The sequence below is a fragment of the Streptomyces sp. NPDC096040 genome, assembly GCF_040303265.1.
Lineage (GTDB): Bacteria > Actinomycetota > Actinomycetes > Streptomycetales > Streptomycetaceae > Streptomyces.
The window spans coordinates 205,084-229,185 of sequence record NZ_JBEOTA010000016.1; the positions used below are offsets into that span (position 1 = coordinate 205,084).

A 24,102-nucleotide genomic window follows, 5' to 3' on the forward strand; every position below is an offset into this window, starting at 1 on the left:
GCGAAAGTAGCAAGAGCGGCGATGGTTACCGCTGGGTACTTGGTGAAGAAGGTGCGTAATGACGGCCACGTACAGGGCTCCCGGTGCTGGTTCGGTGCTGGATCCGAGGCGCACAGCGAACGGTGGCTGGGCCGATGGAAGCGGTCGATACGAGCGTCGGCAACCCTCTGCCGCGGCCGCCGGGAGCAGGGAGTCTCACGGTGAGACTCCCGCAGGGACGGTCGTCCGGCACGATCGCAGCGACGACCGGAGACAACGGAGGTCACGATGGCGACACGGTCATGGGGGCATCGGGAGCGGTTGCTGGCGCTGTGCGGACTAGGGGCCCTGATCGTGTTGTGCGGTGCCGTCGCCACGGCGGCCGGTGCGGCGGCCGGGCCCGGTGTCGCCCTCACGGGCACGGCGCTGTGCTGCTGGGAGCTGATCGGTCTGTGGATGCACACCGCGTACCGCGGGGGATGCCATGAGTAGCGATCGGCGTGGACCGCTCCCCGCCCAGCCGGATGTCACCGGCTGTCCGGGCCCAGGCGGATCCCGTACGCCGTGATCTTGCGGTAGATCGTCGCCCGGGAGATCCCGAGGGACTTCGCGGCCCCCGCCTTGTCGCCGCCGTGGTCGAGGAGGGCCTGGACGATGAGGTCGCGTTCCGTGGATTCCCATGCGGACAGGGGGTGCTGGGCCTGGCAGAGCAGGGACGGCGGAAGGTCGGCCGCCTCGATCCGCGGGCCCGAGCGGTGGGCCTCGGCATAGCGGAGGGAGCCGTCGAGCTGGCGGACGTTTCCCGGCCACGGCGCCCGGGACAGGGCCCGCAAAGCGCCGTCCGCACACTGCACGTCTGCGCCGTGACGGGCCAGCAGGCAGGTCACGAGCGCCGGGATGTCGGCCGTACGATGCCGTAGCGGTGGCACCGTGACCTCGGCCCTGAACCGGGCCCGCACGGCGGTGGGCCGCCCGGCGCCAGTGCCGTCGTCGGCGGCGATCGGCGTCGGCCGGTCCTGCACGAGGAGCGCGGCCACCCACCCCGACCGCCCCGCCGTGTTCCGCAGCACTCCGTCGAGCTGCCTCAGTACCTGCGCGGGCAGCAGATCCAGATGCCGCAACACCACCGTGCCCCGGTCCTCCGCGAGATCCTGGAACACGGCCTGCAGCCACTTCGCGGCGCCGGTCCGCCCGTCGGCCCCGTCGTGCACGGCGAACGGCCGGGTGGGCGTCACATGCCCGTGCACGGCCCTGACCAGCGCGAACTTACCGGTTCCCGCTTCACCGTCCAGCAGCGTCCAGCGGCCGTGCTCGCAGTTGCGGATCAGCTGGCGCACGACCCCCCGGTACGCGGGGCTCCAACCGGCGATGCCCTGCAGCCGTGGCACCGGGGCCGGCGCCGTCCGCGGCACGGGCTCCTCCCGCTCGGCGACCAGTCGCAGCTCGATCAGGAACGCCGCCGGACCTGTGCCGTCGGCATCGCCCTCCACCTGACGACCCCGGACCTGTACCGTCCGTCCGTCGCTCAGCAGCAGCCGCTGCTCGGGCAGCCCCGCCGGGTCGGCGGCCAGCTCCCGCAGCCTGCGATGGTCGTCCGGGCCGAGCATCTCCGTCGCGGCCGCGTCGGCGAGCAGGAGCCCGTCGGTCAGCGTGACCAGCGCCCGCCGTGAGTTCTGTCGTGACGTCAGGAAGGCGCGCAGTGCCGCTCGTTCGCGCGCCGAGCCGATGTCGAGCAACCGCTCCTCGATGTCCGCGGCGGCCTCCCGCACCAGCGCCATCATCAGGGGAGAGGCCGTGTGCCGCCAGGACGTGAGATCGATCAGCCCGATCAGCCGGCCACTGGCCGGATTGCGGATCGGCGCGGCCGCGCACGACACCCGCTGCAACCGCTCCGAGAAGTGCTCCGAGCCGAAGACATGCGCCGTACGGCCGTCCTCCGCCGCGGTGCCGATCCCGTTCGTACCGACGTACTCCTCGGCATAGCTGAAGCCCGGCGCGAGACAGATGTCGTCCAGGTGCCGGTGCAGCGCCCGGTCGCCGGTCCTGCGCTCCCGCACCCGCCCCTTCGAGTCGGTCAGGATCAGGCACATCGGGGTGCCCTGGAGCGCGTCCGACAGCCGGTCCAGGACCGGGGACGCCGCCGTGGTGAGCCGGGAGTGCGGGTCGAAAACGGCGTTGTAGGGGGCCTGGATACGGTCGGCGTCCACGCCCCAGAAGCGCGAGCGCTGCCACGAGTCCAGAATCGGCGCGCGTACGTCGGAGGCCGGGATCGCCCCGCCCTCGAGGAAACGTACCCGGGCCCGGACGGGATTGAGGTGCGCGACGGGGCGGTCCCGAGTGGGCGCGGACACGCCAGGGGACTGCTTCGTCCCCCTCGGGGGTTCCACGGATTCCACAGGTTCCATCGGCTCAGTGCCTTCTGCCGTGTGCGATGACGCCTTCTGCTGCCGTGCGTGAGAAGTCCGCATTGACGTGTTACTCGAACGTTACGTCGCGCTGACATGCAGTGGCCAGTCCTGTTCCGGGACGCCTGTCTCAACATGAGACAACGGGCCGCGCCGGGCGCCCTCACGATGGCGACACCCCGGTGACGGACGGCAGTGCGCCGCCGCACTCACCGGGTCGACCGAGGCGTTTCCCTCGCCGCCGAGTCAGCCGGAGGAGTATCACCCGTGAGCCGACAGAGCCTGAGCAAGGCGCACAAGAAGATCACCGAGCTGTCGTGGGAGCCGACGTTCGCCACGCCGGCGACCCGCTTCGCGACCGACTACCGCTTCGACAAGGCCCCCAAGAAGGACCCGCTCAAGCAGGTCCTGCGCTCCTACTTCCCGATGGAGGAGGAGAAGGACAACCGGGTCTACGGTGCCATGGACGGCGCGATCCGCGGCAACATGTTCCGCCAGGTCCAGCAGCGCTGGATGGAGTGGCAGAAGCTGTTCCTGTCGATCATCCCGTTCCCGGAGATCAGCGCGGCCCGCGCGATGCCGATGGCGATCGGGGCGGTACCGAACCCGCAGCTGCACAACGGGCTCGCGGTCCAGATGATCGACGAGGTGAGGCACTCGACGATCCAGATGAACCTCAAGCGCCTCTACATGAACCACTACATCGACCCCGCCGGGTTCGACATCTCCGAGAAGGCGTTCGCCAACTGCTACGCCGGCACCATCGGCCGCCAGTTCGGCGAGGGATTCATCACCGGCGACGCGATCACCGCCGCCAACGTCTACCTGACGCTGGTCGCCGAGACCGCCTTCACCAACACCCTGTTCGTGGCCATGCCCGCCGAGGCCGCCGCCAACGGCGACTACCTGCTGCCCACCGTCTTCCACTCGGTGCAGTCGGACGAGTCCCGGCACATCTCCAACGGCTACTCGATCCTGTTGATGGCCCTCGCCGACGAGGACAACCGCCAGCTCCTGGAGCGCGACCTGCGCTATGCCTGGTGGAACAACCACTGCGTGGTGGACGCCGCCATCGGCACGTTCATCGAGTACGGCTCCAAGGACCGCCGCAAGGACCGGGAGTCCTACGCGGAGATGTGGCGCCGCTGGATCTACGACGACTACTACCGGTCGTATCTGATCCCGCTGGAGAAGTACGGCCTGAAGATCCCGCACGACCTCGTCGAGGAGGCGTGGAAGAGGATCTGGGACCAGGGCTACGTCCACAAGGTCGCCCAGTTCTTCGCCACCGGCTGGCCCGTCAACTTCTGGCGGATCGACGGGATGACGGACGAGGACTTCGAGTGGTTCGAGTCCAAGTACCCCGGCTGGTACGCCGAGTACGGCGCCTGGTGGGAGGCGTACAACCGGCTGCGGCACCCGGGCGCCAACAAGCCGATCGCCTTCGAGGACGTCGGCTACCAGTACCCGCACCGCTGCTGGACCTGCATGGTGCCCTGCCTGATCCGGCAGGACATGGTGGTCGACAAGGTCGACGGACAGTGGCGCACCTACTGCTCCGAGACGTGCGCGTGGACCGACACGACCGCGTTCCGGCCCGAGTACGAGGGCCGCGCCACGCCGTCGATGGGGCGCCTGACCGGCAAGCGCGAGTGGGAGACCGTCTACCACGGCCAGGACCTCGCCGACATCGTCCAGGACCTCGGTTACGTCCGCGACGACGGCAGGACACTCGTCCCGCAGCCGCACCTCGACCTGGACGACCCGAAGAAGCTGTGGACCCTGGACGACGTCCGGGGCAACACCTTCATCAGCCCCAACGTGTCGCTCAACGAGATGTCCGACGAGGAGCGCGAGGCGCACGTCGCGGACTACCGCGGCCGCGGCAACATCACGCCTTCGATGCTCTGACCCAACTCTGAGGTGGGGCGGCGACATACCGTCGCGGGGTCGCCGCCCCCGGAAGGACCGGTCCCTGTGGGCGACAAACACCGCATCCGATTCGAACCGGTCGGCATCGAGATCGAGGCCGACGAGGACGAGACCGTCCTGGACGCCGCGTTCCGTCAGGGCGTCATGCTCATGCACGGCTGCAAGGAGGGCCAGTGCTCCTCCTGCAAGTCCTTCCTGCTCGACGGCGACCAGCAGATGGAGCGCTACTCCACCTTCGCGCTCGCCGACTACGAGAGCGAGGAGGGATACGTCCTGCTGTGCCGTGCGCACGCCTACGGCGACCTCAGCGTCGAACTCATCAACTACGACGAGGAGATGCTGCTCAGCGGCATCCCTCCGCGTGAGGTCCGTACGACGGTCACCGTCGTGGAGCACGTCACGCACGACATCGTCCGTCTCGCGCTCGCTCTCGACCCGGCCGACGAACTGCCGTACCGCACGGGCCAGTACGTCGACATCAACGTCCCCGGCACCGAGCACTGGCGCTCCTTCTCCATGGCCGGACTGCCCGACGGCGGCGGCCTGGAGTTCCTGATCAAACGCTTTCCCGGCGGAGTGTTCTCCGGACTGCTCGACGGTGCCCTCGCCCCCGGCGACGCGCTCACGGCCAAGGGGCCGTACGGCACCTGCGTCATGCGCGACGCACCCGACCGCGACCTGATCCTCCTCGCGGGCGGCGCCGGCATGGCGCCGATCCTGGCCCAGCTGCGCGGCCTCGCCGCAACCGGCAGCGCCCGCCGCACCCGCTTCTACTACGGCGCCCGCACCGCACGGGACCTGTTCGCCCTGGACGAGATCGGCGAACTGGGCGGCAAACTGGACGACTTCGCCTTCGTGGCCGCCCTGTCCGAGGACCCCTCGGGCACGCACGAGCAGGGCCTGATCACTGATGTCGTCGACCGCCACGAGGGCGACCTCTCCCAGGCCGACGCCTACCTCTGCGGGCCGCCGCCGATGTGCGACGCCGCACTGGAGCTGCTCACCGGCAAGGGCATGCCCGAGGAGCGGATCTTCCTCGACAAGTTCACCACCTCCACCGACACCTGAGCCGCACCAGGACCAGACCCCATCGACGCGAGGAGCCGTACGCGATGACCACGCAAGCCGACAAGCCCGCCAGGGCCGAACGCAGCTTCCCCAAGCCGCAGTTCACCGACGCCGAGGCGGGAGCGCTCACCTTCCCGAGCTCCGCTAGCCGCGCCTTCTCGTACTACAAGCCGCAGAAGATGCGGGCGACGATGTACGAGGACGTCACCTTCGACGTCCAGCCGGACCCCGAACGCCACCTCCTCCAGGGCTGGATCTACGGCTTCGCCGACGGCTCCTCCGGATACCCGCAGGACTGGACCGCCCTCAAGTCCTCCGACTGGCACCGCTTCCTCGACCCCAACGAGGAGTGGGAGCAGACCATCTACCGCAACAACGCCAACGTCGTACGGCAGGTCCAGCAGAACCTCGCGGGTGCCCGCAAGGCGCGGGCCTACGAACTGTGGACGCGGTCCTGGACCTCGTTCGTGGAACGGCACGTGGGCGCGTGGATGCACGCCGAACAAGGGCTCGGCATGCATGTCTTCGTGGCGATCCAGCGCTCCGCTCCCACCAACATGATCAACAACGCGCTCGCGGTGAACGGCGCCCACAAGCTCCGCTTCGCCCAGGACCTCGCGCTGTACAACCTCGACATCGAGGAGCAGCTCGACGGCTTCGACGGCTCGGCCCACAAGGACGTGTGGCAGAACGACCCGGCCTGGCAGGGCGTGCGCGAGAACGTCGAGCGGCTCACCGCCGTACAGGACTGGGCCGAGGCGGTGTTCGCCGCGAACATCGTCTTCGAACCCCTCGTCGGCGAGCTGTTCCGCAGCTGTCTCGTCCAGCAGATCGCAGCCCGCAACGGCGACTACACCACGCCCACCGTGATGGGCGCCGGCGAGAACGACTACGACCGCGACCTGCGCTGCACCCGCGCCCTGTTCACCGTCCTCCTCGGCGACGGCACCCACGGCGCCGCCAACAAGGCCCTCGCTCAGGAGTGGCTGGAGCGCTGGGTGCCGGTCAGCCTCGACGCGGCCCGCCGGCTCCAGCCGCTGTGGTCGCAGCCCACCGAGAAGCCCGTCCGCTTCGAGGACAGCCTCGACCGCGCCAAGGAGCGCTTCGCCCGCCTTGCCGAGGACCTGGGCCTGCGGACCCCCGCGGACCCGACGAGCGAGAGGACCGCCCAGTGAGCACCCTTCCCCAGTCCTTCAGCGCGGACCACACCTCCTCCAACCGGTGTGGCGTGACGCTGATGAACAACCAGAACGGCCATGTCGTCGCCGACGTCATGCGCGCCAAGGAGAACGTGAAGGTCACCGACTACCCGTCGATGATCCGCGTCGACGGCGAACGCGTGCTGACCTTCGACTTCGACGAGATCTCCAGGGCCCTCGGCTTCGACTTCGACCAGTCCGACTTCGAGGAGATCATGTCGACCCACTACGGGCGCATGGTCCACCTCGACGACCGCACCGTCCTCTTCGCCAACCCCGAGGACGCCGCCGAATACATCGACTTCGACCTCACCCCGGTCGACTGACGTCCCCGAGGAGGAGACCCATGTACCGCAAGGACGGCGTCGACTACTTCATCGTCGACGGACACATCCACTTCTGGGACGCGAGCGAGGAGAACACCGCCAACAAGTACGGCGAGGGCTTCATTCGCTGCTTCTACGACTACCAGCGCAACCTCAGCCCGCAGGAGTGGGTGTGGCCGCTGGACAAGTTCCGCAAGTACACCGAACAGGACCTGGTCCACGACCTGTTCGAGACCGGATACGTCGACTGGGGCATCTTCCAGCCGACCTACCTCAACGAGTTCTACCACCGCGGCTTCAACACCACCGAGACCAACGGGGTGCTGTCCCGGAAGTACCCCGACCGCCTCATCGCCAACGGCTCCTTCGACCCGCGCGAGGGCGAGGCAGGCCTGGAGCGGCTGCGGCAGTTGCACGCCGAGTGGGACCTGCGCGGCGTCAAGCTCTACACCGCCGAGTGGCGCGGCTCCTCCAAGGGCTGGAAGCTCTCCGATCCCGAGGCGTACGAGTACCTGGCGCTGTGCGAGGAACTCGGCATCCGCAACATCCACGTCCACAAGGGCCCCACCATCTGGCCGCTGAACCGGGACGCCTTCGACGTCGCCGACGTCGACCACGCGGCCAGCGCCTTCCCCGGCCTGAAGTTCATCGTGGAGCACTCGGGGCTGCCCCGCCTGGAGGACTTCTGCTGGATCGCCACACAGGAGCCCAACGTGTACGCGGGCCTGTCGGTGGTCATGCCGTTCATCCACACCAGGCCCCGCTACTTCGCCCAGGTCATCGGCGAGCTGCTGTACTGGCTGGACGAGGACCGGATCGTGTTCGGCAGCGACTACGCGATCTGGAGCCCCAAGTGGCTCATCGAGAGGTTCGTCGACTTCCAGATCCCCGAGGACCTGCAGAGCGAGTACGGCACCCTCACCACCGACGCCAAGCGGAAGATCCTCGGCCTCAACCACGCCCGGCTGTACGGTCTGAAGGTCCCCGAGAGCGCGCAGATCCCCACGCTCGGGGTGGCGGCATGACCACCGTCGCCGAGGCGGTCGACCGGGTCACCGCCGTCAACGCGGCCCTGGCCCGGGTGCTCGACCCGGAACTCGACCGGCCCATCACCGACCTCGGCTTCGTCCGGTCCGTCAGCGTGGGCCCCGACGGCTCGGTGGAGGCCCGGCTCCGGCTGCCGACGTACTTCTGCGCCCCCAACTTCGCCTGGCTGATGGTGGAGGACGCCCGGCGCGCCCTCGCCGGACTGTCCTGGACGGGGGAGTGCACGGTCGTCCTGGAGGACCACTTCGCCTCCGACGAGATCAACCACGGCGTCGGCTGCGGAAAGTCCTTCGACGAGGCGTTCCCCGGCCTCGCCGATGCCGACCGCATGGCGGAGCTGCGCGCCCGATTCCTGCGCAAGGGGCACCTCGCGGCACAGTCCCGGCTCGGCAAACGGCTCCTCGAACACGGCTGGACGATGCGGCAGCTGGCCGACGCCGTGCTCGGCGACCTGCCGGACCACCTCACGGTGACGCTCCGCCGTCGGCGCACCCTGCTCGGCCTTCCCGCCAACGCGACGGCACCCCTGTTCACCGACGACGAGGGCCGCGTAGTACCGCCCATGGCCATGGAACCGCATCTGCTGCGGGGCCGTACCGCCGGGGTCGGCATCGAGACCAACACCGAGTTCTGCGAAGGGCTGCTGGCCACCCGCTACGGCCCGGGACGGGGAGAGGAGGAAGCGTCATGAAGGCCGTACGACTGCACCGGTACGACCGCACACCCGAACTCGACGAGGTGCCGGACCCGGTCGTCAAGGGCCCGCTCGACGTGATCGTGAAGATCGGCGGCGCCGGAGTGTGCCGCACCGACCTGCACATCATCGAGGGCCAGTGGCGGGAGAAGAGCGGAGTGGACCTGCCGTACGTCCAAGGACACGAGAACGCGGGCTGGATCGCCGAGGTCGGCTCGGCCGTCACCGGGCTCCAGCCCGGCGACCCCGTGATCCTGCACCCGCTCGTCACCTGTGGACTGTGCGCGGCCTGCCGGCGCGGCGACGACGTGCACTGCACGGCCAGCGCGTTCCCCGGTATCGACACGGACGGCGGGTTCGCCGAGTACCTGCGGACCAGTGCCCGCGCGGTCGTCCCGCTCGATGCGGGGCTCGCGCCGGCCGGCGTCGCCGCGCTCGCCGACGCGGGGCTCACCGCGTACCACGCGGCGAAGAAGGCCGCCCGGCGGCTCCCGCCCGGAAGCAAGGCCGTGGTGATCGGCGCCGGCGGCCTCGGGCACATCGGTATCCAGGTGCTGCGGGCCCTGACCCCGGCCGAGCTGATCGTCGTGGACCGGTCCCCGGAGGCGCTGAAGCTCGCCGAGGAGCTAGGCGCCCACCACACCGTCGTCGCCGACGGCAGCCAGGCTGAGCGGGTCGCCGACCTGACGGGTGGTCAGGGGGCCGAGGCCGTCCTTGACTTCGTCGGCGAGGGCGGCGCCCTGGAGGACGGGGTACGGATGCTGCGCAGGGCCGGCGACTACTACGTCATCGGCTACGGCGGCACCCTGTCGGTACCCACCATCGACATCATCTCCACCGAGATCAACTTCGTGGGCAACCTGGTCGGTTCGTACACCGACCTGGTGGAACTGATGGACCTCGCGGCGCGCGGCCTGGTCACGCTGCACACCGTCACCTATCCGCTGACCGACTTCGACCGGGCCCTGGCCGACCTCGACCAGGGCCGGGTCCGCGGGCGCGCCGTGCTCGTGCCCTGAGCCGTACCCCCATGCCGGTGGCGGCGGCCGATTCATCCGTGGACCCTCCGCACGAGGGTCGGCGCACCGCGGAGAGCGTACTCCGGCCGCCGCCACCCCCCCCTGCCGCAGTCGTAGTTTCGAAGGGACGACACAGCCATGGCCAAGGAACTCCGCTTCAACGCCGAAGCCCGCGCACTCCTGGAGAGCGGGGTGAACGCGCTCGCCGACGCGGTGCGTGTGACCCTCGGACCGAAGGGTCGCAACGCGGTCCTGGAGAAGCTGACGGGGCCGCCCACCATCACCAACGACGGCGTCACCATCGCCCGCGAGATCCAGCTCAAGGACCCCTTCGCCAACATGGGCGCGCAACTCGTCAAAGAGGTCGCCACCCGGACCAACGGCGACGTCGGCGACGGCACGACCACCGCGACCGTGCTCGCCCAGGCGATCGTCCGTGAGGGGCTCAAGGCGGTCAACGACGGTGCGAACCCAGTGCTGTTGAAGAACGGCATCGAGACCGCGGTGGCGGCGGCCGTCGAGTCGCTCGGCGCCCAGGCCCGGCCGGTGGCCGGCGACGACGAACTCGTCCGGGTGGCCGCGCTGTCCGCCAACAACGACCCCGCGATCGGCGAGGCCATCGCCGAGGCCGTGGCCCGGGTCGGCCGCACCGGAGTCGTCACCGTGGAGGAGTCGTCGGCGTACGGGCTGAGCGTCGAGTACGCGGAGGGGCTGGAGTTCGACAACGGCTGGATCTCCCCGTACATGGTCACCGACCAGGGACGCATGGAGGCCGTGCTGGAGAACCCGTACCTGCTCTACTGCGACACCAAGATCACCAAGGTGCAGGAGCTGATGCCGGTCCTGGAGCAGGTCACGCGCACCGGGTCCCCGCTGGTCGTCGTCGCCGAGAACGTTGACGGGCCCGCGCTCGGCATGCTCGTCACCAACGCGGCGCACGGCACGTTCCGTTCGCTGGCCGTGCGCGCGCCCGGCTTCGGCTTCCGGCGGATCGCCGAACTGGAGGACATGGCCGCGCTCACCGGCGGCCGGGTCATCACGGGCACCGCCGGCCGAACCCTGGAGGGTGTCACGCTCGGCGACCTGGGCCGGGCCGAGAAGGTCATCGCCACCGAACGCTCCACCACCGTCCTCGGCGGAGCGGGCGGCGACGAGCGCGTGGCCGAACGCATCGAGAACCTCAAGACCGAGCTGGAGCGCACCACCAACGACCACGACCGCGACAAGCTCGGCGAGCGAATCGCCAAGCTCTCCGGCGGGGTCGCCGTCATCCGTGTCGGTGCCGCCAGCGGCGTCGAGCTGAAGGAGAAGCAGATGCGGCTGGAGGACTCCCTCGCGGCGACCCGGGCTGCCGCGGAGGAGGGCGTCGTCGCGGGCGGCGGTTCGGCACTGCTGCACGCCCGCGCCGACATCGATGCGCTCCCGCCGGCCGACGGCGACGCGGCGACCGGCCGGGCCATCGTCGCCAAGGCGCTGGCCGAACCCCTGCGTTGGATCGCCATCAACGCGGGGCTCGATCCCGAGGAGGCGGAGGCGAAGACCGCCGTCCTGCCCGTCGGCAGCGGTCTGGATGCCCTTCTCGGCGACTACGCCGACCTTCATCGGCGCGGGATCATCGATCCGGTCAAGGTCACCCGGAGCGCTCTGCTGAGCGCGGCGTCGATCGCGGCGTTGCTGCTGACGACGGAGACGTTGGTCGTCGAGGAGGTCATCGGACACCCCGGCTCGATCCACTCCTCCGAGATCGGAGATCTCGCCGAGGGGCTGCCGCGGCCTTCCAACATCCCGTAGGGAGTGGCCCCATCATGACCACCGAAGAGTCCCCGGCCCGGCCGGGACGGCTCACCCCCCGCCGCACAGCGGGCTCCGTCGGCCGCACTCCCGGCGAGCGGCGGCCCCGGCTGCGCTCGGGGCTGTCGTACACCCTGCTCGGCCCCGCCTTCGTCGCCGCCGTGGCCTATGTCGATCCGGGGAACTTCGCCACCAACGTGCAGGCCGGCGCCGCCTTCGGTCCCATGCTGCTGTGGGTGCTGCTCACCGCGAACGTCGTGGCGATGTTCTTGCAGTACCTCTCCGCCAAGCTGGGCGTCGCCACGGGGATGAGCCTGCCGCAGTTGTGCCGCGCACGCTATCGGCGGCCGGTGGTGTGGGGGCTGTGGGCGCAGGCCGAGGCGGTCGTCGTGATGACCGATCTCGCCGAGGTGGTCGGCGGCGCCATCGCCGTCCAGCTGCTGTTCGGCCTCCCGCTGTGGCTCGGCGGCGTGGTCGTCGGCACGGCGTCGCTGCTGATGATGCCGATGAGGGGTCGGGGGCGTCGCCGCTTCGAGGTGCTGATGGCCGCGGGCCTGGCCTTGCTGCTCGCGCTCTTCCTCGGTCAGGTGCTCGGCGCCGGCGCCCCGCTCGCCGGCGCCGCCGACGGGCTGATGCCACGGCTGTCCGGCACCGGCAGCCTGGTGCTGGCCGGCGGCATCGTGGGTGCCACGGTCATGCCCCACGTCATCTATCTGCACTCGGCCCTCACCGGCGACCGCTACAGCCTCTCCCTGACTCGCGGCACCGGCGGGCCGCCCGACGATCCCGACCGGCCGCTGCGCCACCGCCTCCTGCGCCATGTGCGCGCCGACGTACTGATCGCCATGGGCCTGGCGGGCGTGGTGAACGTGGCCCTGCTGGTGTCGGCGGCGACCCTGTTCCACCCCGGCGCCCCGCAGGCGGCCACATCGCTCGCGGCGGCCCACGACGCCTACGGCAGCCTCGTCGGCCAAGCCGCCGCCCTGGTCTTCGCACTGGCCCTGCTCGTGTCGGGGCTGGCAGGCAGCAGCGTCGGCATGTACGCGGGCGAGGTGGTGATGGGTGGCTTCCTCGACCGCCGGATCCCCGTACTCCTGCGCAGGACGATCACCATCGCCCCCGCGATCGCGGTCCTCGCCGTCGGCGCGGGCCCGACCCAGAGCCTGGTGCTGAGCCAGATCATCCTGTCATTCGGTATCTCCTTCGCCCTGATCCCGCTGGTCCTGCTCACCAGTGACCGGTCCCTCATGGGCCGCTGGGTCAACCGCCGAAGGACCACCTACGCCGCCTGGGTGGTGAGCGCGGTCGTGGTGGCGCTCAACGTGACCTTGCTGGGCAGCCTGTTCGCAGGCTGACCGGCCATCTCCGCAACCGCGAGCACCGGATGGATCTGCCCGAGGTGGCGGAGTGGACTCGGTCCAGCGGAAGCCGGTGGCCTGCACGGCGGCGGCCACCGGCTGGGCGAGGCCCTCGGGTCAGCCCAGGAGCTGACGGAACACGCCGAGTGAGACGGCGTTGAGTTCCTTCGCGAGGCCGGTCTGAGTGCGCACGGCGTCCGCAGCCCAGTCGGCACCCGCCTGCGAGGTCTGCTCCTGGGCGCGGACCGCGGCGACCACCGACTTCTCACAGGCCTCGACGACGGCCAGGCCGGTCTGCTTGACGGCGTGACCACACTTGTCCTGGATGTCCACCAGGTCGCGTACGGCCGCGTCGAACGTGGCGCCGTACTCTTCTGCTCTCATGCCCTGCATGAATACCTCCTGTGGGGTGGGTTGTGTGGGATGGCCCTTCCCTCGCGGGGGCGCGGGAAGGGAGTTGTCGGTTCACATGTCGAGGCCTCCGTTGACGCCCCAGACCTGTCCGGTGATGTAGGCCGAGGCGTCGTCGGCCAGGAAGCGCACCAGCCGGGCCACTTCCTCGGGACGGCCGAGCCGGCCCAGCGGGACCTGGCCGACGATGCGGTCGAGCACCTTGGCCGGGATGTGCTCCAGCATGTCGGTGGCAATGAAGCCTGGGGTGACGGCGTTGACTGTGACGCCGGGTCCGTAGGGGTCCTGGCGGCCGGACTTGGCCAGCTGGAAGGCAGCTTCCCGGGCGAGGGTCTTGGTGAGGCCGAAGAGGCCGGACTTGGTGGCCGCGTAGTTGGCCTGGCCGATGTTGCCGGTCTCACCGATCACCGAGGAGATCATCACGATCCGGCCCGAGCCCCGCTCCACCATGCGGCCGAGCGCCGCCTGTGCGAGATAGAAGGGACCGGAGAGGTTGACGTCCAGCACCTGCTGCCAGTCGTCGTCGGTCATGCGGGCCGCCGTGCGGTCGATGGTGATGCCGGCGTTGTTCACCAGGATGTCGATACGGCCGTGGCGTTCGACGACGTCAGCGACCAGGCGGCGGCAGTGGTCCGCGGAGCCGACGTCCGACTGGTGGGCGGTGACCCGCTCGTTCTCCGTCCCGAACTCGGAGCGGCACTCGTCCAGGAAGTCCCGCGCGCGGATGGTGTTGCCGGCGTAGGCGGCGGCGACCGTGGCTCCCGCGCCGACCAGGCTGCGGCTGATGGCGGCGCCGATGCCACGGGTGCCGCCGGTGACGAGTGCGACCCGGTCCTGCAGGCTCTGGCCGACGGTGGTGGGGGCGAGGGGGGCGGTGATGGTCACGAGGTGCTCCTTGCGGGGGTGGCGGCCGAGCGGACGGTGAGCCAGTCGGCGATGTCGGGCCAGATCCGGTCCCGGGCCTTGGAACCGGCCATGAGGCCGATATGTCCGCCCGGGCGGTCGAAGTGGGTGACGTCGGAGGAGCCGACGCGGTCGAGGAAGGGGACGGTGCCCGCACGCGGGGCGATGTGGTCGTCAGCCGCGGTCACCACGAGGACGGCGGCGTCGATCCTGGCGGGGTCGACCCGGCGCCCGCGCAGGCGGAGTGTGCCCGCGGCGAAGCGGTTGTCCTGGTAGAGCCAGGTGATCCACTCCCGGTAGGCGCGGGCCGGGAATGGCGGATTGTCGGCCACCCACCGTGCCATCGACTGGAACGCCTCCCGGTCGACGGAGCCTTGCTCCACCTGGTCCCACAGCCTGCGGTAGGTGGTCACGTAGTTGCCCACCGGCTTGAGCATCCTGTTCGCCCAGTCGATGGCGTGGCCGGGGATGACCCGCAGGTCCGCGAGAGCGCTCACGTCGTAGGTGTCGGCCGTGACCCAGCGTCGGTACACGCTGCCCTCGGTGTCGTACGGCATGGTGAGCAAAACGGTGTTGACGACCGGGCCGCCCGGGTGCAGTGCCGCGTACATCGCGGTGAACGCCGCGCCCATGCACCAGCCGGCCAGGGACAGCCGGTCGCTGCCGGAGCTGCGCAGCACTCGGCGTACCGCCCAGTGCAACTGGTCGCAGACGTAGTGCTCCAGGCCCCGGTCGGCGTCCTCCTCGTCGGGGACGCCCCAGTCGAGCAGGTAGACGTCGAACCCCTCGGCGAGCAGGAACTCCACGAAGGAGTTCCCCGGCCTGAGGTCGAACACGTCCGGCCTGTTGATCAGCGCGAACACCAGCAGCACCGGGACGGGGTGGCGGCGCCGGTCGCTGCGGTAGCGGTAGAGCGTGGTCGTGCGATGGGTCCAGACGGCGTCGCGGGGGGTGGCCGCGACGTTCGCCCGGTCCGCGGTGAGGATCAGGTTGGCGGTCTCGGCCAGCACTCTGGCCGGGCGCAAGGGGTGACCGGCGGTCATGGCCCCGCCTCCTCACCGGCCGCGCGGTCCGGGAGCTGGTCGCGCAGGTCCTCGACCTCTTGCAGTACGCGTTCCAACTTGTCCTCGGTGCGGGCGAGTTGGCGGCCCAGCCGGGACACGTCCGCCCGGCCCGCCAGCCGCATGTTGCGCAGCATCAGGTCGCAGGTGTCGCCGCTGATGCGGGTCAGGGCGGCGAAGTTGCCGGCGGTCAGGCCCAGCAGTTCGGCGAAGGGGCCGCCCGAGACGAGCTGCTCGGTGGTCTTGGCGGCCTGCTGCTCCATGGCCTCGTACCAGTCGCGGAACGGCTTCTGGGCCCAGTCGCCGAACGGGCTGTCGGCGGCCATCACCGGTCTCCTCCCTCACGTTCGAACAGTGCGGCGATGCCCTGGCCGCCGCCGATGCACATGGACACCACGGCGTAGCGGCCGCCGATGCGACGCAGTTCGTGCAGGGCCTTCACGGTGAGGACGGCTCCGGTGGCGCCGACCGGATGGCCGAGGCCGATGCCGCTGCCGTTGGGGTTGATGCGCTCGGGCGGCAGGCCGAGCTCGCGCGTCACGGCGAGGGCCTGGGCGGCGAACGCCTCGTTGACCTCGTACACGTCGATGTCGTCGACCTTCAGACCGGTGTCCTCCAGCAGGCGGCTGATCGCGGGGGACGGCCCGATGCCCATGTAGGCCGGCTCGACCCCGACATGGCGGTAGGCCACGAGGCGGGCCAGCGGCTCCAGGCCGCGTTCGCCGGCGGCGGCCGCGTCGGCGAGAACGACCGCCGCGGCCGCGTCGTTGATGCCGGAGGAGTTGCCCGCGGTGACGGTGCCGTCGGGCCTGAAGGCCGGGCGCAGCTTGGCGAGGTCGGCCTCGGTGATGCCGGGGCGGGTGTGCTCGTCGGTGGTGACCCGGACGGTGCCCTTGCGAGTGGGGACGTCGACCGGGACGATCTGGTCGGTGAAGCGGCCCTCGGCGGTCGCGGCGGCGGCCCGGCGGTGGCTGGTGAGCGCCAGCTGGTCCTGGTCCTCGCGGGAGATCTCCCAGCGCTCGGCGACGTTCTCGGCGGTGACGCCCATGTGGATGTCGTCGAAGGGATCGGTGAGCGCCGCGACCATGGCGTCGAGCATCCGGCCGTCCCCCATCCTGGCGCCCCAGCGGGCCTGCGGGAGCCAGTAGGGAGCGCGGCTCATCGCCTCGGCGCCGCCGCCCACCGCGACCTGGCAGTCGCCCAGTGCGATGCTCTGGGCGGCCGAGACGACAGCCTGCAGGCCGCTGCCGCACAGCCGGTTGACGTTCATCGCCGGGACCGAAACCGGCAGTCCGGCCTGCACGGCGGCCACCCGGGCCAGGTAGAGGTCGCGCGGCTCGGTGGGGATGACGTGGCCGAAGACCACCTGTCCGGTGTCCTCGGGGACGAGGCCGCTGCGCTGCAGCGCCTCGCGGGTGACCAGTGTGGCCAAATCGGCCGGGGGGACCTCGGCGAGCGCACCGCCGAACTTTCCGACGGGGGTGCGGACACCGCTCAGGACGACGATGCCGCGCTTGGTGTGCTTGTGCATGGGGATGCCAGTTCTCGTGTCGTGCGGTCAGCGGGTGGGGTGGGTGATCAGTGGGTGGGGTGGGTCACGGCGGTGAGGGCGGCCATCACGTCCGGTTCTCCGAGCGTCGTCACATCGCCGGTGGCCTGGCCGGTCAGCAGGTCGCGCAGCAGGCGGCGCATGATCTTCCCGGAGCGCGTCTTGGGCAGGTCCGCGGCCCAGACGATCCTCTTGGGGCGGGCCAGCTTGCCTATACGGATCGCGATGTGCTCGCGCAGCTCGGTCTCCAACGCCGCGTCGCCCGGGCGGCCGCCGGTCGGCGTCACGAACGCCACCACGGCCTGGCCGGTCAGCTCGTCCGGGAGCGCGACCACGGCCACGTCGGCGACGGCCGGGTGCGCGGCGACGGCCGACTCCACCTCGGCGGTGGAGAGCCGGTGGCCGGAGACGTTGATCACGTCGTCGGTCCGGCCGAGGATCCAGAAGCAGCCGTCCTCGTCCAGCCGGGCGGCGTCGCCCACCAGGTAGGTCTCCTTGCCGAAGCGGGAGAAGTAGGTGTCGAGATACCGCTCGTCGTCCCCGTACAGGGTGCGGAGCATGCTGGGCCACGGCGCGGTGAGGGCCAGGAGTCCGGTCCCGGTGGTGATCGGGGTGCCGTCGGCGTCGAGGAGTTCGGCGGACACGCCCGGAAGCGGACGGGTGGCCGATCCCGGCTTGGTCACGGTGGTCCCCGGCAGCGGGGCGATCATGATGCTGCCGGTCTCGGTCTGCCACCAGGTGTCCACGACCGGGCAGCGGCCGCCGCCGATCACCCGGTGGTACCAGTGCCACGCCGTGGGGTCGATGGGCTCGCCGCAGCTGCCCAGCAGCCGCAGCGAGGACAGGTCGTGGCGGCCCGGCAGTTCCTCGCCCCAGCTCATGGCGGCCCGGACGGCGGTGGGGGCCGTGTACAGCTGGGTGACGCCGTAGCGCTCCACCAGCTCCCACCAGATGGCCTTGTGGGGGTGGTCGGGCGCGCCCTCGAAGAGCACCGAGGTGACGCCGTTGAGCAGCGGGCCGTAGACCAGGTAGCTGTGGCCGGTGATCCAGCCGATGTCGGCGGTGCAGAACCAGACGTCGTGTTCCGGGGCCAGGTCGAAGACGATCCGGTGGCTGTAGGAGACACCGGTCAGGTAGCCGCCGGTGGTGTGGACGATGCCCTTGGGCGCGGCGGTGGATCCCGACGAGTAGAGGATGAACAGCGGGTGCTCGGCCGGCAGCGGCACGGCGGGGCACTCCGGGTCGGCCGAGGCGCACAGGTCGGCGTACCAACTGTCGCGGCCGGGCAGCATGGGGCACGGCGCCTCGGCGGCGCCGACGACCACGACGTGTTCCAGGGCGGGCAGGGTTTCCAGGACCTCCTCCAGGGCCTGCTTCACGGCGGTGATGCGGCCCTTGCGGCGGGAGCCGTCGACAGTGACCAGGACCTTGGCCGCGCAGGCCGTCATCCGTTCGCCGACCGCCCGCGGCGCGAAGCCGCCGAAGACGACGTTGTGGATGGCGCCGATCCGGGCGCAGGCGAGCATCGCCACGATGGCCTCGGGGATCATCGGCAGGTGGACGCCGACCACGTCGCCGGCGGAGACACCGAGTCCCTTGAGCGCGTTCGCGAACCGCTGCACCTCCTCCAGCAGCCCCGCGTACGTGATCGTCCGGGTCTCGCCCTCCTCGCCGTGCCAGTGGTAGGCGACGCGGTCACCGAGACCGGCGGCCACATGGCGGTCGAGGCAGTTGGCGGAGGCGTTGAGCGTGCCGTCGGTGAACCAGCGGTAGAAGGGTGCCTCGGTGTCGTCCAGCACGGTGGTGAACGGCTTGTCCCAGGTGAGGTGGCGGGCCTGTTCCGCCCAGAAGCCGAGCCGGTCGGCAGCGGCCTGGGCGTAAAGGGCCCCGGTGTCCGTCTGAGGACGTCGTGGGAAGGCGGTCGGCGCGGGGAGGGTTCCGGCTGTCGTCAGCCGGTCGCTCTGCGGAAGCGGAAGCGGATGCGGAGTGCGGTCCGTCACGGTGTTGCTCCTCTGTCCGTGGGGGTGGTCGCGGCTCCGCCGGTTCGGTCCTCTGCGGTCCTGGGTCCTCTGTGGTCCCGGGCGGAATGCCTGGTTCCGACCCTGCGCCTGCCGTCGCTCCGCCGGAAGGGCCCTGCGACGGGCCGCGCTCCGGATGCGACGAGCGGTCCCCGCGGCGCGACGAACGGCCGCCCAGGCGGTGCACGGCACGGCGGGCCGCGGGGTCGTACGGTGAGTACGTGATCGGTGTCCACCAGGCCGGGATCAGGCATCGGCGTCATCTGCTCAGAGCCGGCGGCGCCGACGTGGCCACGGTGCTGCGGTCGGCCCGCGGGATGGTCGACGAGCTCGCCGAGGGCCTCACGCCGCAGGCCGCCGACCGCGTAGCACGCCGGGCGCGCAAGCTGCTGGGCGCCGACGGGGTCGTCCTGTGCGACCTGTCCGGCCCGCTCGGCACCGCCGGAAAAGTACGCGAGGACGTGCGCGAGCTCGCGGACCGGGCTCTCGCCTCAGGTCGCCCGGCGCGGGCCGGCAGCGCCGTCGCCGCGCCGCTGCTCACCGGTACGGAGCCCACGGGGGCGCTGGTGGCGGCCGGTGACGAGGTCGTGGGCGAGCAGGTGGAGGCGCTCGCGGACTGGCTCGGCGAGGCTCTGGAGCGGGCCGTCCTGGGCCTTGCCAGAGAAGAACTCGCCCTGGCCGAGCTCGGTCGGCTGCGCGCCCAGATCTCGCCGCACTTCCTGTACAACGCGCTCTCAGCGATCGCGTCCCTGGTGCGTTCCGACCCGGAGCGAGCGCGGGATCTGCTGGTGCAGTTCTCCGAACTGGCCCGCTACGCATTCTCAGGGCGTGGACAGTTCACCACCGTCGCAGAGGAGTTCCGCGCCATCGAGGTGTACCTGCAGCTCGAGCGGGCCCGCTTCGGCTCCCGGCTGTCGACCTCGGTGCGGGTCGCCCCCGAAGTCCTCCCGGTGACGCTGCCGTTCCTCAGCCTTCAGCCGCTGGTGGAGAACGCGATCCGGCACGGCATCGAGCCGCGGTCGGGAGGCGGGACGGTGACCGTCATCGGCGCCGCCGTGGGCCCCGACTGCACCATCACCGTCGAGGACGACGGCGCGGGCATGGATCCGGAGCTGGCGGAAGCTGTGCTGTCCGGGCGGGGCGAACGCTCCGGGATCGGCATCGCCAACGTCGACCAGCGGCTTCGTACCCTGTACGGCCCGGAATACGGGCTGGTCGTGGAGACCGCGCCCGGCGCGGGCACCCGCGTCACCTTCCGGGTGCCGCTGTCCAGACCCGGGATGGCGACGAGATGACGCGGGAACTGTCCGTACTGGTCGTGGAGGACGAGCCGCTCAGCCTCGACGAACTGGTGCACCTGCTGCGCGGCGCCCCCGGTGTGGGCGAGGTTGCCGCGGCGCCCGACGCGATGTCCGCGCTCAAGCTGCTGCGGCACCGCGAGTTCGACGCGGCCTTCCTCGACATCGGCATGCCCGGACTGGACGGCATGGAACTGGCCGCGGTGCTCTCCCGGCTGGCGCGGCCACCGGCCGTGGTCTTCGTCACCGCCTCGCAGCAGCACGCGGTCGACGCCTTCGGCATCGGTGCCGTCGACTACCTCCTCAAGCCCGCCTCCGCCGGACGGGTACGGCAGGCGCTCGATCGGGTCCACCAGGCCCGCACCGCGCCCCTCCCTCCTGCCGCGACACCACCCCGACCGGCCGGCGACCTGGCCGTGCTCAAGGTGGAGTCGCAGGGGCGCACCCGCTACGTGCGGCGGGAGCAGGTCCGGTTCGTGGAGGCGCACGGGGACCACGTGCGACTGGACACGCGGGACGGGCGGTTCCTGCTCCGCATGCCGCTGTCCACACTCGAACGCAGCTGGAACCCGGCCGGGTTCCTGCGCGTGCACCGCAGCTTCCTGCTGTCCTTGCGGGCCGTCGAGGACCTGCGGACCGATGCCGTGGGCCAGCTGGTCGCGCACACGGCGGGCGGTGACGTCCCGGTCAGCCGCCGCCACTCCCGGCAGCTGAAGGAACAGCTCTTCGCCGCGGCCCGGGAGGGTCGCGTCGGCGGGGTGCGGCGATGACCCGGCCACGCCGCGTGGCGGTGGTGAGCCCCCAGACCCGGCTGGCCCTGGCCAGACGCTCGGCGGCCGGTCGGCACCTGGTCCTGCCGCCGGACTTCGACGCACGCGCCGCCCGGCGCGCCTACCTGCGGCAGCGCCGACTCGCCGGCTTGACGGTGCTGGCACTGGCCACCCTGTTGCTGGCCCTGCCGCTCCTGATCGCCACTCTGCCGCAGCTGGGCACGATCCGGCTGGCCGGCATCCCGCTGTCCTGGCTGCTCGTCGGCGTGTTTCTCTACCCGCTGCTGCTGCTCGCCGCGCTGTTCCTGCTACGCCGTGCCGAGCGGGCGGAGCGGACGCGATGACCATCGCCCTGATCTCCCTGGTGGCGCTGGCCGCGCTGGGGATCGGGATGTTCAGCGTGCGGGTGGTGCGCAGCACGGGCGACTTCCTGGTCGCCGCCCGCGGCGTGTCCCCGGCGCTGAACGGGGCCGCCATCGCCGGCGAGTACCTCTCCCTGGCCTCCTTCCTGGGCGTCGCGGGCCTGGTGTTGGAGAGCGGTGTCGGTGTGCTCTGGTTTCCGGTGGGCTTCACCGCCGGTTTCCTGGTGCTGCTCGTCGCGGTCGCGGCGCCGCTGCGGCGCTCTGGTGCCTACACCGTGCCCGACTTCGTGGAGAACCGGCTCACATCGCCGCTCGCCCGGCGTCTGGCGGGCATGGCCGTGCTGCTCGTCGGCTGGACCTATCTGGTGCCGCAGTTCCAGGGCGCGGGCCGCATCCTGGCCCGCTTCGGCGGTGTCCCGTACCCGTTGGGCGTGCTGCTGGCAGGGACTGTCGTGGCTGTGACCGTAGCGCTCGGCGGCATGCGCTCGGCGACCTACGTCCAGGCCTTCCAGTACGCCGTGAAGCTGTTGTTCCTGGCGGTACCCGCACTGGCGCTGATCATCGCGATCGGGCCGGCGGGGCGGTCCGCGGCCGTCCACCCGGAGGAGGGCACCCACTTCGCGCAGGCCACCACCGTGGAGTTCCGCACACCGGCGGTCCTCGAGGTGCGTACCCCGACCCATGTCACCGTCGGCGACCGGACGGCCACCTGGGCGCCGGGACGCCACGCCGTCGCGGACGGCTCCCGAGTGCGCTTCCCCCGAGGATCCACGGTCCCCCGGGTGCGTGGCGCCGCGGAACTGGGTGGTGCCGACTGGCGCACACCCCTCCTCCACCTTCCCGGCGGCGCACATCCCCTGTTCCAGACATGGTCGCTCCTGGTGGCCACGGTCCTGGGCACGGCCGGTCTGCCGCACATCCTCGTACGACTGCACACCAGCCCGGACGGCGCGGCCGCCCGCCGCGCGGTGGTGGTCACCCTGGCCCTGCTCGGCCTCTTCTACCTCGCCCCGGCCGTGTACGGGCTGCTGGGCCGGACGGCGGTCCCGCAGCTGTACCTCACCGGGCCCACCGACATGGTGGCCCTGGTCCTGCCCGCGGCGGTGCTGGGCCCGCCATGGGGCGCCGTGTTGTCGGCGGTCGTCGCGGCCGGCGCCTACGCGGCCTTCCTGGCCACCTCGTCCGGGCTGCTGCTGGTGGTCGCCGGGGCCATCGGTCACGATCTGCTCACCGGCTCGCTGCGCGATCTACGGGTGACGGTCGGAGTGGGGGCCGCGGTGGGGGTGCTGTTGGCGTTGCCCGCACGCTCGCTGGAGATCAGCGTCGTGGTCGGCTGGGCTTTCGCCATCTCCGCGTCCACGCTCTGCCCCCTGCTGCTCCTCGGTATCTGGTGGCGCGGGTTGACGGCAGCCGGTGCCGGTGCCGGATTGGTGGTCGGCGGGGTGTCGGCCGCCGGCGCCGCGGTGGCCTCCGCGCTGCGCGCGGCCCCTGCGGGCTGGCCAGGGGTCCTGTTGCTGCAGCCTGCTGCCTGGTCGGTGCCGCTGGCCTTCGCGGCGATGGTGGTGGTCTCCTGGCTGGGGCGGCCTCCCGCCGGCGCGGAGGACCTCATGCTGGCGATGCACGTGCCCGAACCCGCGGGGCCGGTCCGGCGCGGACGATGACATCTGCCTGACGTCTGACGGCTTTGCCGTCCTGAGGTGCAAGGGTGACCGGGCGGCCGTGACGGTCTGCCGGCGGCCGACCGTTCGCCGTGCTCTAACGACCTTTCGTCGTCCCCGGCCCACCACCGGCCGACCGTCCTTGCCCGCGCAGTGGGCCGCCGAGCACGGTGGGGGCACCGGCACGCACGACGGAAGGCACCTCATGGATCTCCTCCTCATCGGCCCGCCCGGCGTGGGAAAGGGCACCCAGGCCGCGCGGCTGCGGCAGGCTCTGGGCATTCCCCATCTGTCCACCGGAGATCTCCTGCGCCGCCATGTCGCGCAGGGCACCCGGCTCGGCACCGCCGCGGCCGCGCACATGCGGCGCGGAGACCTCGTCCCGGACCACCTGGTGACCGAGATGGCCCTGGATCGGATCCTCGACGTGTCCTGCGCGGCGGGCGTCGTGCTGGACGGCTTTCCGCGCACGCTCACGCAGGCCGAAGCCCTCGACAGCGCACTGGCCGGCGAGGGGCGACGGCTCGCCGCGGTCCTGCACCTGACCGCCCCCGGTCAGACACTGCTGCGCCGCCTGACCGGACGCCGAATCTGCGGCGGATGCGGGAACGGCTACCACCTCGACACCAGGAAGCCGCGCACCCCCGGGCAGTGCGACAGCTGCGGGCACCGCCTCGTCCAGCGCGGCGACGACGCGACGGAGACCGCCCGGGTGCGCCTGAGGGCCCACACACGGCAGACGCAACCGCTGCTCGCACGCTACCGGCGGGCCGGTGTCCTCCACGAGATCGACGGCTGCGGGGACGTCGGTGACATCACCCGACGCCTCCTGGCCGCATTCGCTGCACACGCTACGGGGCCCGCGCCCCTTTGACAGAGCCCAGGGCGGGCTCACTTCGTGCCTCGAGTTCCGACCGAGCCTTCAACACGGCAACCGGCCGAACGTCCTCGCCAGGCTTCCGCCTGCAGGAAAGACGAGTGAGTCAGGAGGACGGCCGGCACCCCCCGGTTCATCGGGGTTCTCCTTCGTGGATACCCCCGGCTTCAGCCGGGGGAGGAAACGAAGCTCCTGCGGAGCAGGGCAGGGAAAGCCGGTTCGCCGCCAGGGCGGACCGGCGTCCACCGTCCACCGGCCGACACCCGCTACTCACACGGAATTTGATACGGTGTGAGGCGTGACGCAGCAGGTCAAGCGGGCGTTCAAGTACCGCTTTTACCCCACGGACGAGCAGGCGGCCGAGCTGTCGCGCACGT

23 protein-coding genes are annotated in these 24,102 nt (G+C 71.1%); 16 read left to right on the top strand and 7 right to left on the bottom strand.

Annotated features, from left to right (window positions below; translation table 11 throughout):
• Positions 1-267: 267 nt before the first annotated feature.
• Positions 268-471 (top strand): hypothetical protein, encoded by a 204-nt coding sequence (locus tag ABTY98_RS23535; RefSeq protein ID WP_352222907.1) that lies wholly within the window; start codon positions 268-270, stop codon positions 469-471.
• Between the two features lie 35 nt (positions 472-506).
• Here ABTY98_RS23535 and ABTY98_RS23540 read toward each other — a convergent pair whose 3' ends face one another.
• Positions 507-2,330 (bottom strand): sigma-54-dependent Fis family transcriptional regulator, encoded by a 1,824-nt coding sequence (locus ABTY98_RS23540; protein WP_352222908.1) that lies wholly within the window; start codon positions 2,328-2,330, stop codon positions 507-509.
• A gap of 321 nt (positions 2,331-2,651) precedes the next feature.
• On the opposite strand from ABTY98_RS23540, the gene ABTY98_RS23545 reads away from it, so the two are divergent.
• The 9 genes from ABTY98_RS23545 (at position 2,652) to ABTY98_RS23585 (ending at position 12,815) form a co-directional block, all read left to right on the top strand.
• Complete coding sequence (locus ABTY98_RS23545) at positions 2,652-4,295, top strand: ferritin family protein (RefSeq protein ID WP_352222909.1); 1,644 nt, start codon at positions 2,652-2,654, stop codon at positions 4,293-4,295.
• Between the two features lie 66 nt (positions 4,296-4,361).
• Positions 4,362-5,384, top strand: coding sequence for an FAD-binding oxidoreductase (locus ABTY98_RS23550; protein ID WP_352222910.1), 1,023 nt, complete (start codon positions 4,362-4,364; stop codon positions 5,382-5,384).
• 44 nt (positions 5,385-5,428) lie between these two features.
• Positions 5,429-6,559: an aromatic/alkene monooxygenase hydroxylase subunit beta gene (locus ABTY98_RS23555; protein WP_352222912.1), complete on the top strand. Its 1,131-nt coding sequence runs from the start codon at positions 5,429-5,431 to the stop codon at positions 6,557-6,559.
• On the top strand, positions 6,556-6,909 hold the full coding sequence (gene mimD, locus ABTY98_RS23560) for a propane 2-monooxygenase effector subunit MimD (protein WP_352222913.1): 354 nt from the start codon (positions 6,556-6,558) through the stop codon (positions 6,907-6,909). Before ABTY98_RS23555 ends, mimD begins: the two co-directional genes overlap by 4 nt.
• A gap of 20 nt (positions 6,910-6,929) precedes the next feature.
• Positions 6,930-7,934, top strand: coding sequence for an amidohydrolase family protein (locus tag ABTY98_RS23565; RefSeq protein WP_352222915.1), 1,005 nt, complete (start codon positions 6,930-6,932; stop codon positions 7,932-7,934).
• The gene (locus tag ABTY98_RS23570) at positions 7,931-8,647 is read left to right on the top strand and encodes an iron-sulfur cluster assembly protein (protein WP_352222916.1); all 717 of its coding nucleotides are present in this window, start codon (positions 7,931-7,933) and stop codon (positions 8,645-8,647) included. The genes ABTY98_RS23565 and ABTY98_RS23570 overlap by 4 nt, the downstream gene beginning before the upstream one ends.
• A complete protein-coding gene (locus tag ABTY98_RS23575; RefSeq protein WP_352222917.1) occupies positions 8,644-9,669 on the top strand; it encodes an NAD(P)-dependent alcohol dehydrogenase in 1,026 nt (341 codons plus the stop codon). The genes ABTY98_RS23570 and ABTY98_RS23575 overlap by 4 nt, the downstream gene beginning before the upstream one ends.
• 138 nt (positions 9,670-9,807) lie before the next feature.
• A complete protein-coding gene (gene groL, locus ABTY98_RS23580) occupies positions 9,808-11,460 on the top strand; it encodes a chaperonin GroEL (RefSeq protein ID WP_352222918.1) in 1,653 nt (550 codons plus the stop codon).
• A 14-nt stretch (positions 11,461-11,474) separates the two neighbouring features.
• Complete coding sequence (locus ABTY98_RS23585) at positions 11,475-12,815, top strand: Nramp family divalent metal transporter (RefSeq protein ID WP_352222919.1); 1,341 nt, start codon at positions 11,475-11,477, stop codon at positions 12,813-12,815.
• 120 nt (positions 12,816-12,935) lie between these two features.
• On the opposite strand, the gene ABTY98_RS23590 is transcribed toward ABTY98_RS23585, so the two are convergent.
• The 6 genes from ABTY98_RS23590 to acs all read right to left on the bottom strand — a co-directional run bounded on the left by ABTY98_RS23590 (position 12,936) and on the right by acs (position 18,742).
• On the bottom strand, positions 12,936-13,202 hold the full coding sequence (locus tag ABTY98_RS23590) for a hypothetical protein (protein WP_352222920.1): 267 nt from the start codon (positions 13,200-13,202) through the stop codon (positions 12,936-12,938).
• 81 nt (positions 13,203-13,283) lie between these two features.
• Positions 13,284-14,114, bottom strand: a complete 831-nt coding sequence (gene fabG / locus ABTY98_RS23595; RefSeq protein WP_352222921.1) for a 3-oxoacyl-ACP reductase FabG — start codon at positions 14,112-14,114, stop codon at positions 13,284-13,286.
• Complete coding sequence (locus ABTY98_RS23600) at positions 14,111-15,175, bottom strand: alpha/beta fold hydrolase (RefSeq protein ID WP_352222922.1); 1,065 nt, start codon at positions 15,173-15,175, stop codon at positions 14,111-14,113. Before ABTY98_RS23600 ends, fabG begins: the two co-directional genes overlap by 4 nt.
• Positions 15,172-15,519, bottom strand: coding sequence for a hypothetical protein (locus tag ABTY98_RS23605; RefSeq protein ID WP_352222923.1), 348 nt, complete (start codon positions 15,517-15,519; stop codon positions 15,172-15,174). Before ABTY98_RS23605 ends, ABTY98_RS23600 begins: the two co-directional genes overlap by 4 nt.
• A complete protein-coding gene (gene bktB / locus ABTY98_RS23610; protein WP_352222924.1) occupies positions 15,519-16,724 on the bottom strand; it encodes a beta-ketothiolase BktB in 1,206 nt (401 codons plus the stop codon). Before bktB ends, ABTY98_RS23605 begins: the two co-directional genes overlap by 1 nt.
• A 47-nt stretch (positions 16,725-16,771) precedes the next feature.
• A complete protein-coding gene (acs, locus tag ABTY98_RS23615; protein WP_352222925.1) occupies positions 16,772-18,742 on the bottom strand; it encodes an acetate--CoA ligase in 1,971 nt (656 codons plus the stop codon).
• A 239-nt stretch (positions 18,743-18,981) separates the two neighbouring features.
• On the opposite strand from acs, the gene ABTY98_RS23620 reads away from it, so the two are divergent.
• The 6 genes from ABTY98_RS23620 to ABTY98_RS23645 form a co-directional block, all read left to right on the top strand.
• Positions 18,982-20,055: a sensor histidine kinase gene (locus ABTY98_RS23620; protein ID WP_352222926.1), complete on the top strand. Its 1,074-nt coding sequence runs from the start codon at positions 18,982-18,984 to the stop codon at positions 20,053-20,055.
• Positions 20,052-20,828 carry a LytR/AlgR family response regulator transcription factor gene (locus ABTY98_RS23625; protein ID WP_352222927.1) on the top strand — a complete coding sequence of 259 codons (777 nt, stop codon included), beginning with the start codon at positions 20,052-20,054 and terminating at the stop codon, positions 20,826-20,828. The genes ABTY98_RS23620 and ABTY98_RS23625 overlap by 4 nt, the downstream gene beginning before the upstream one ends.
• Positions 20,825-21,172 carry a hypothetical protein gene (locus tag ABTY98_RS23630; RefSeq protein WP_352222928.1) on the top strand — a complete coding sequence of 116 codons (348 nt, stop codon included), beginning with the start codon at positions 20,825-20,827 and terminating at the stop codon, positions 21,170-21,172. Before ABTY98_RS23625 ends, ABTY98_RS23630 begins: the two co-directional genes overlap by 4 nt.
• Positions 21,169-22,851, top strand: coding sequence for a sodium/solute symporter (locus ABTY98_RS23635; protein WP_352222929.1), 1,683 nt, complete (start codon positions 21,169-21,171; stop codon positions 22,849-22,851). Before ABTY98_RS23630 ends, ABTY98_RS23635 begins: the two co-directional genes overlap by 4 nt.
• 202 nt (positions 22,852-23,053) lie before the next feature.
• Positions 23,054-23,722, top strand: coding sequence for an adenylate kinase (locus ABTY98_RS23640; RefSeq protein ID WP_352222930.1), 669 nt, complete (start codon positions 23,054-23,056; stop codon positions 23,720-23,722).
• 301 nt (positions 23,723-24,023) lie between these two features.
• On the top strand, positions 24,024-24,102 hold a 79-nt coding region (locus ABTY98_RS23645), incomplete at its 3' end, for a helix-turn-helix domain-containing protein (protein WP_352222941.1).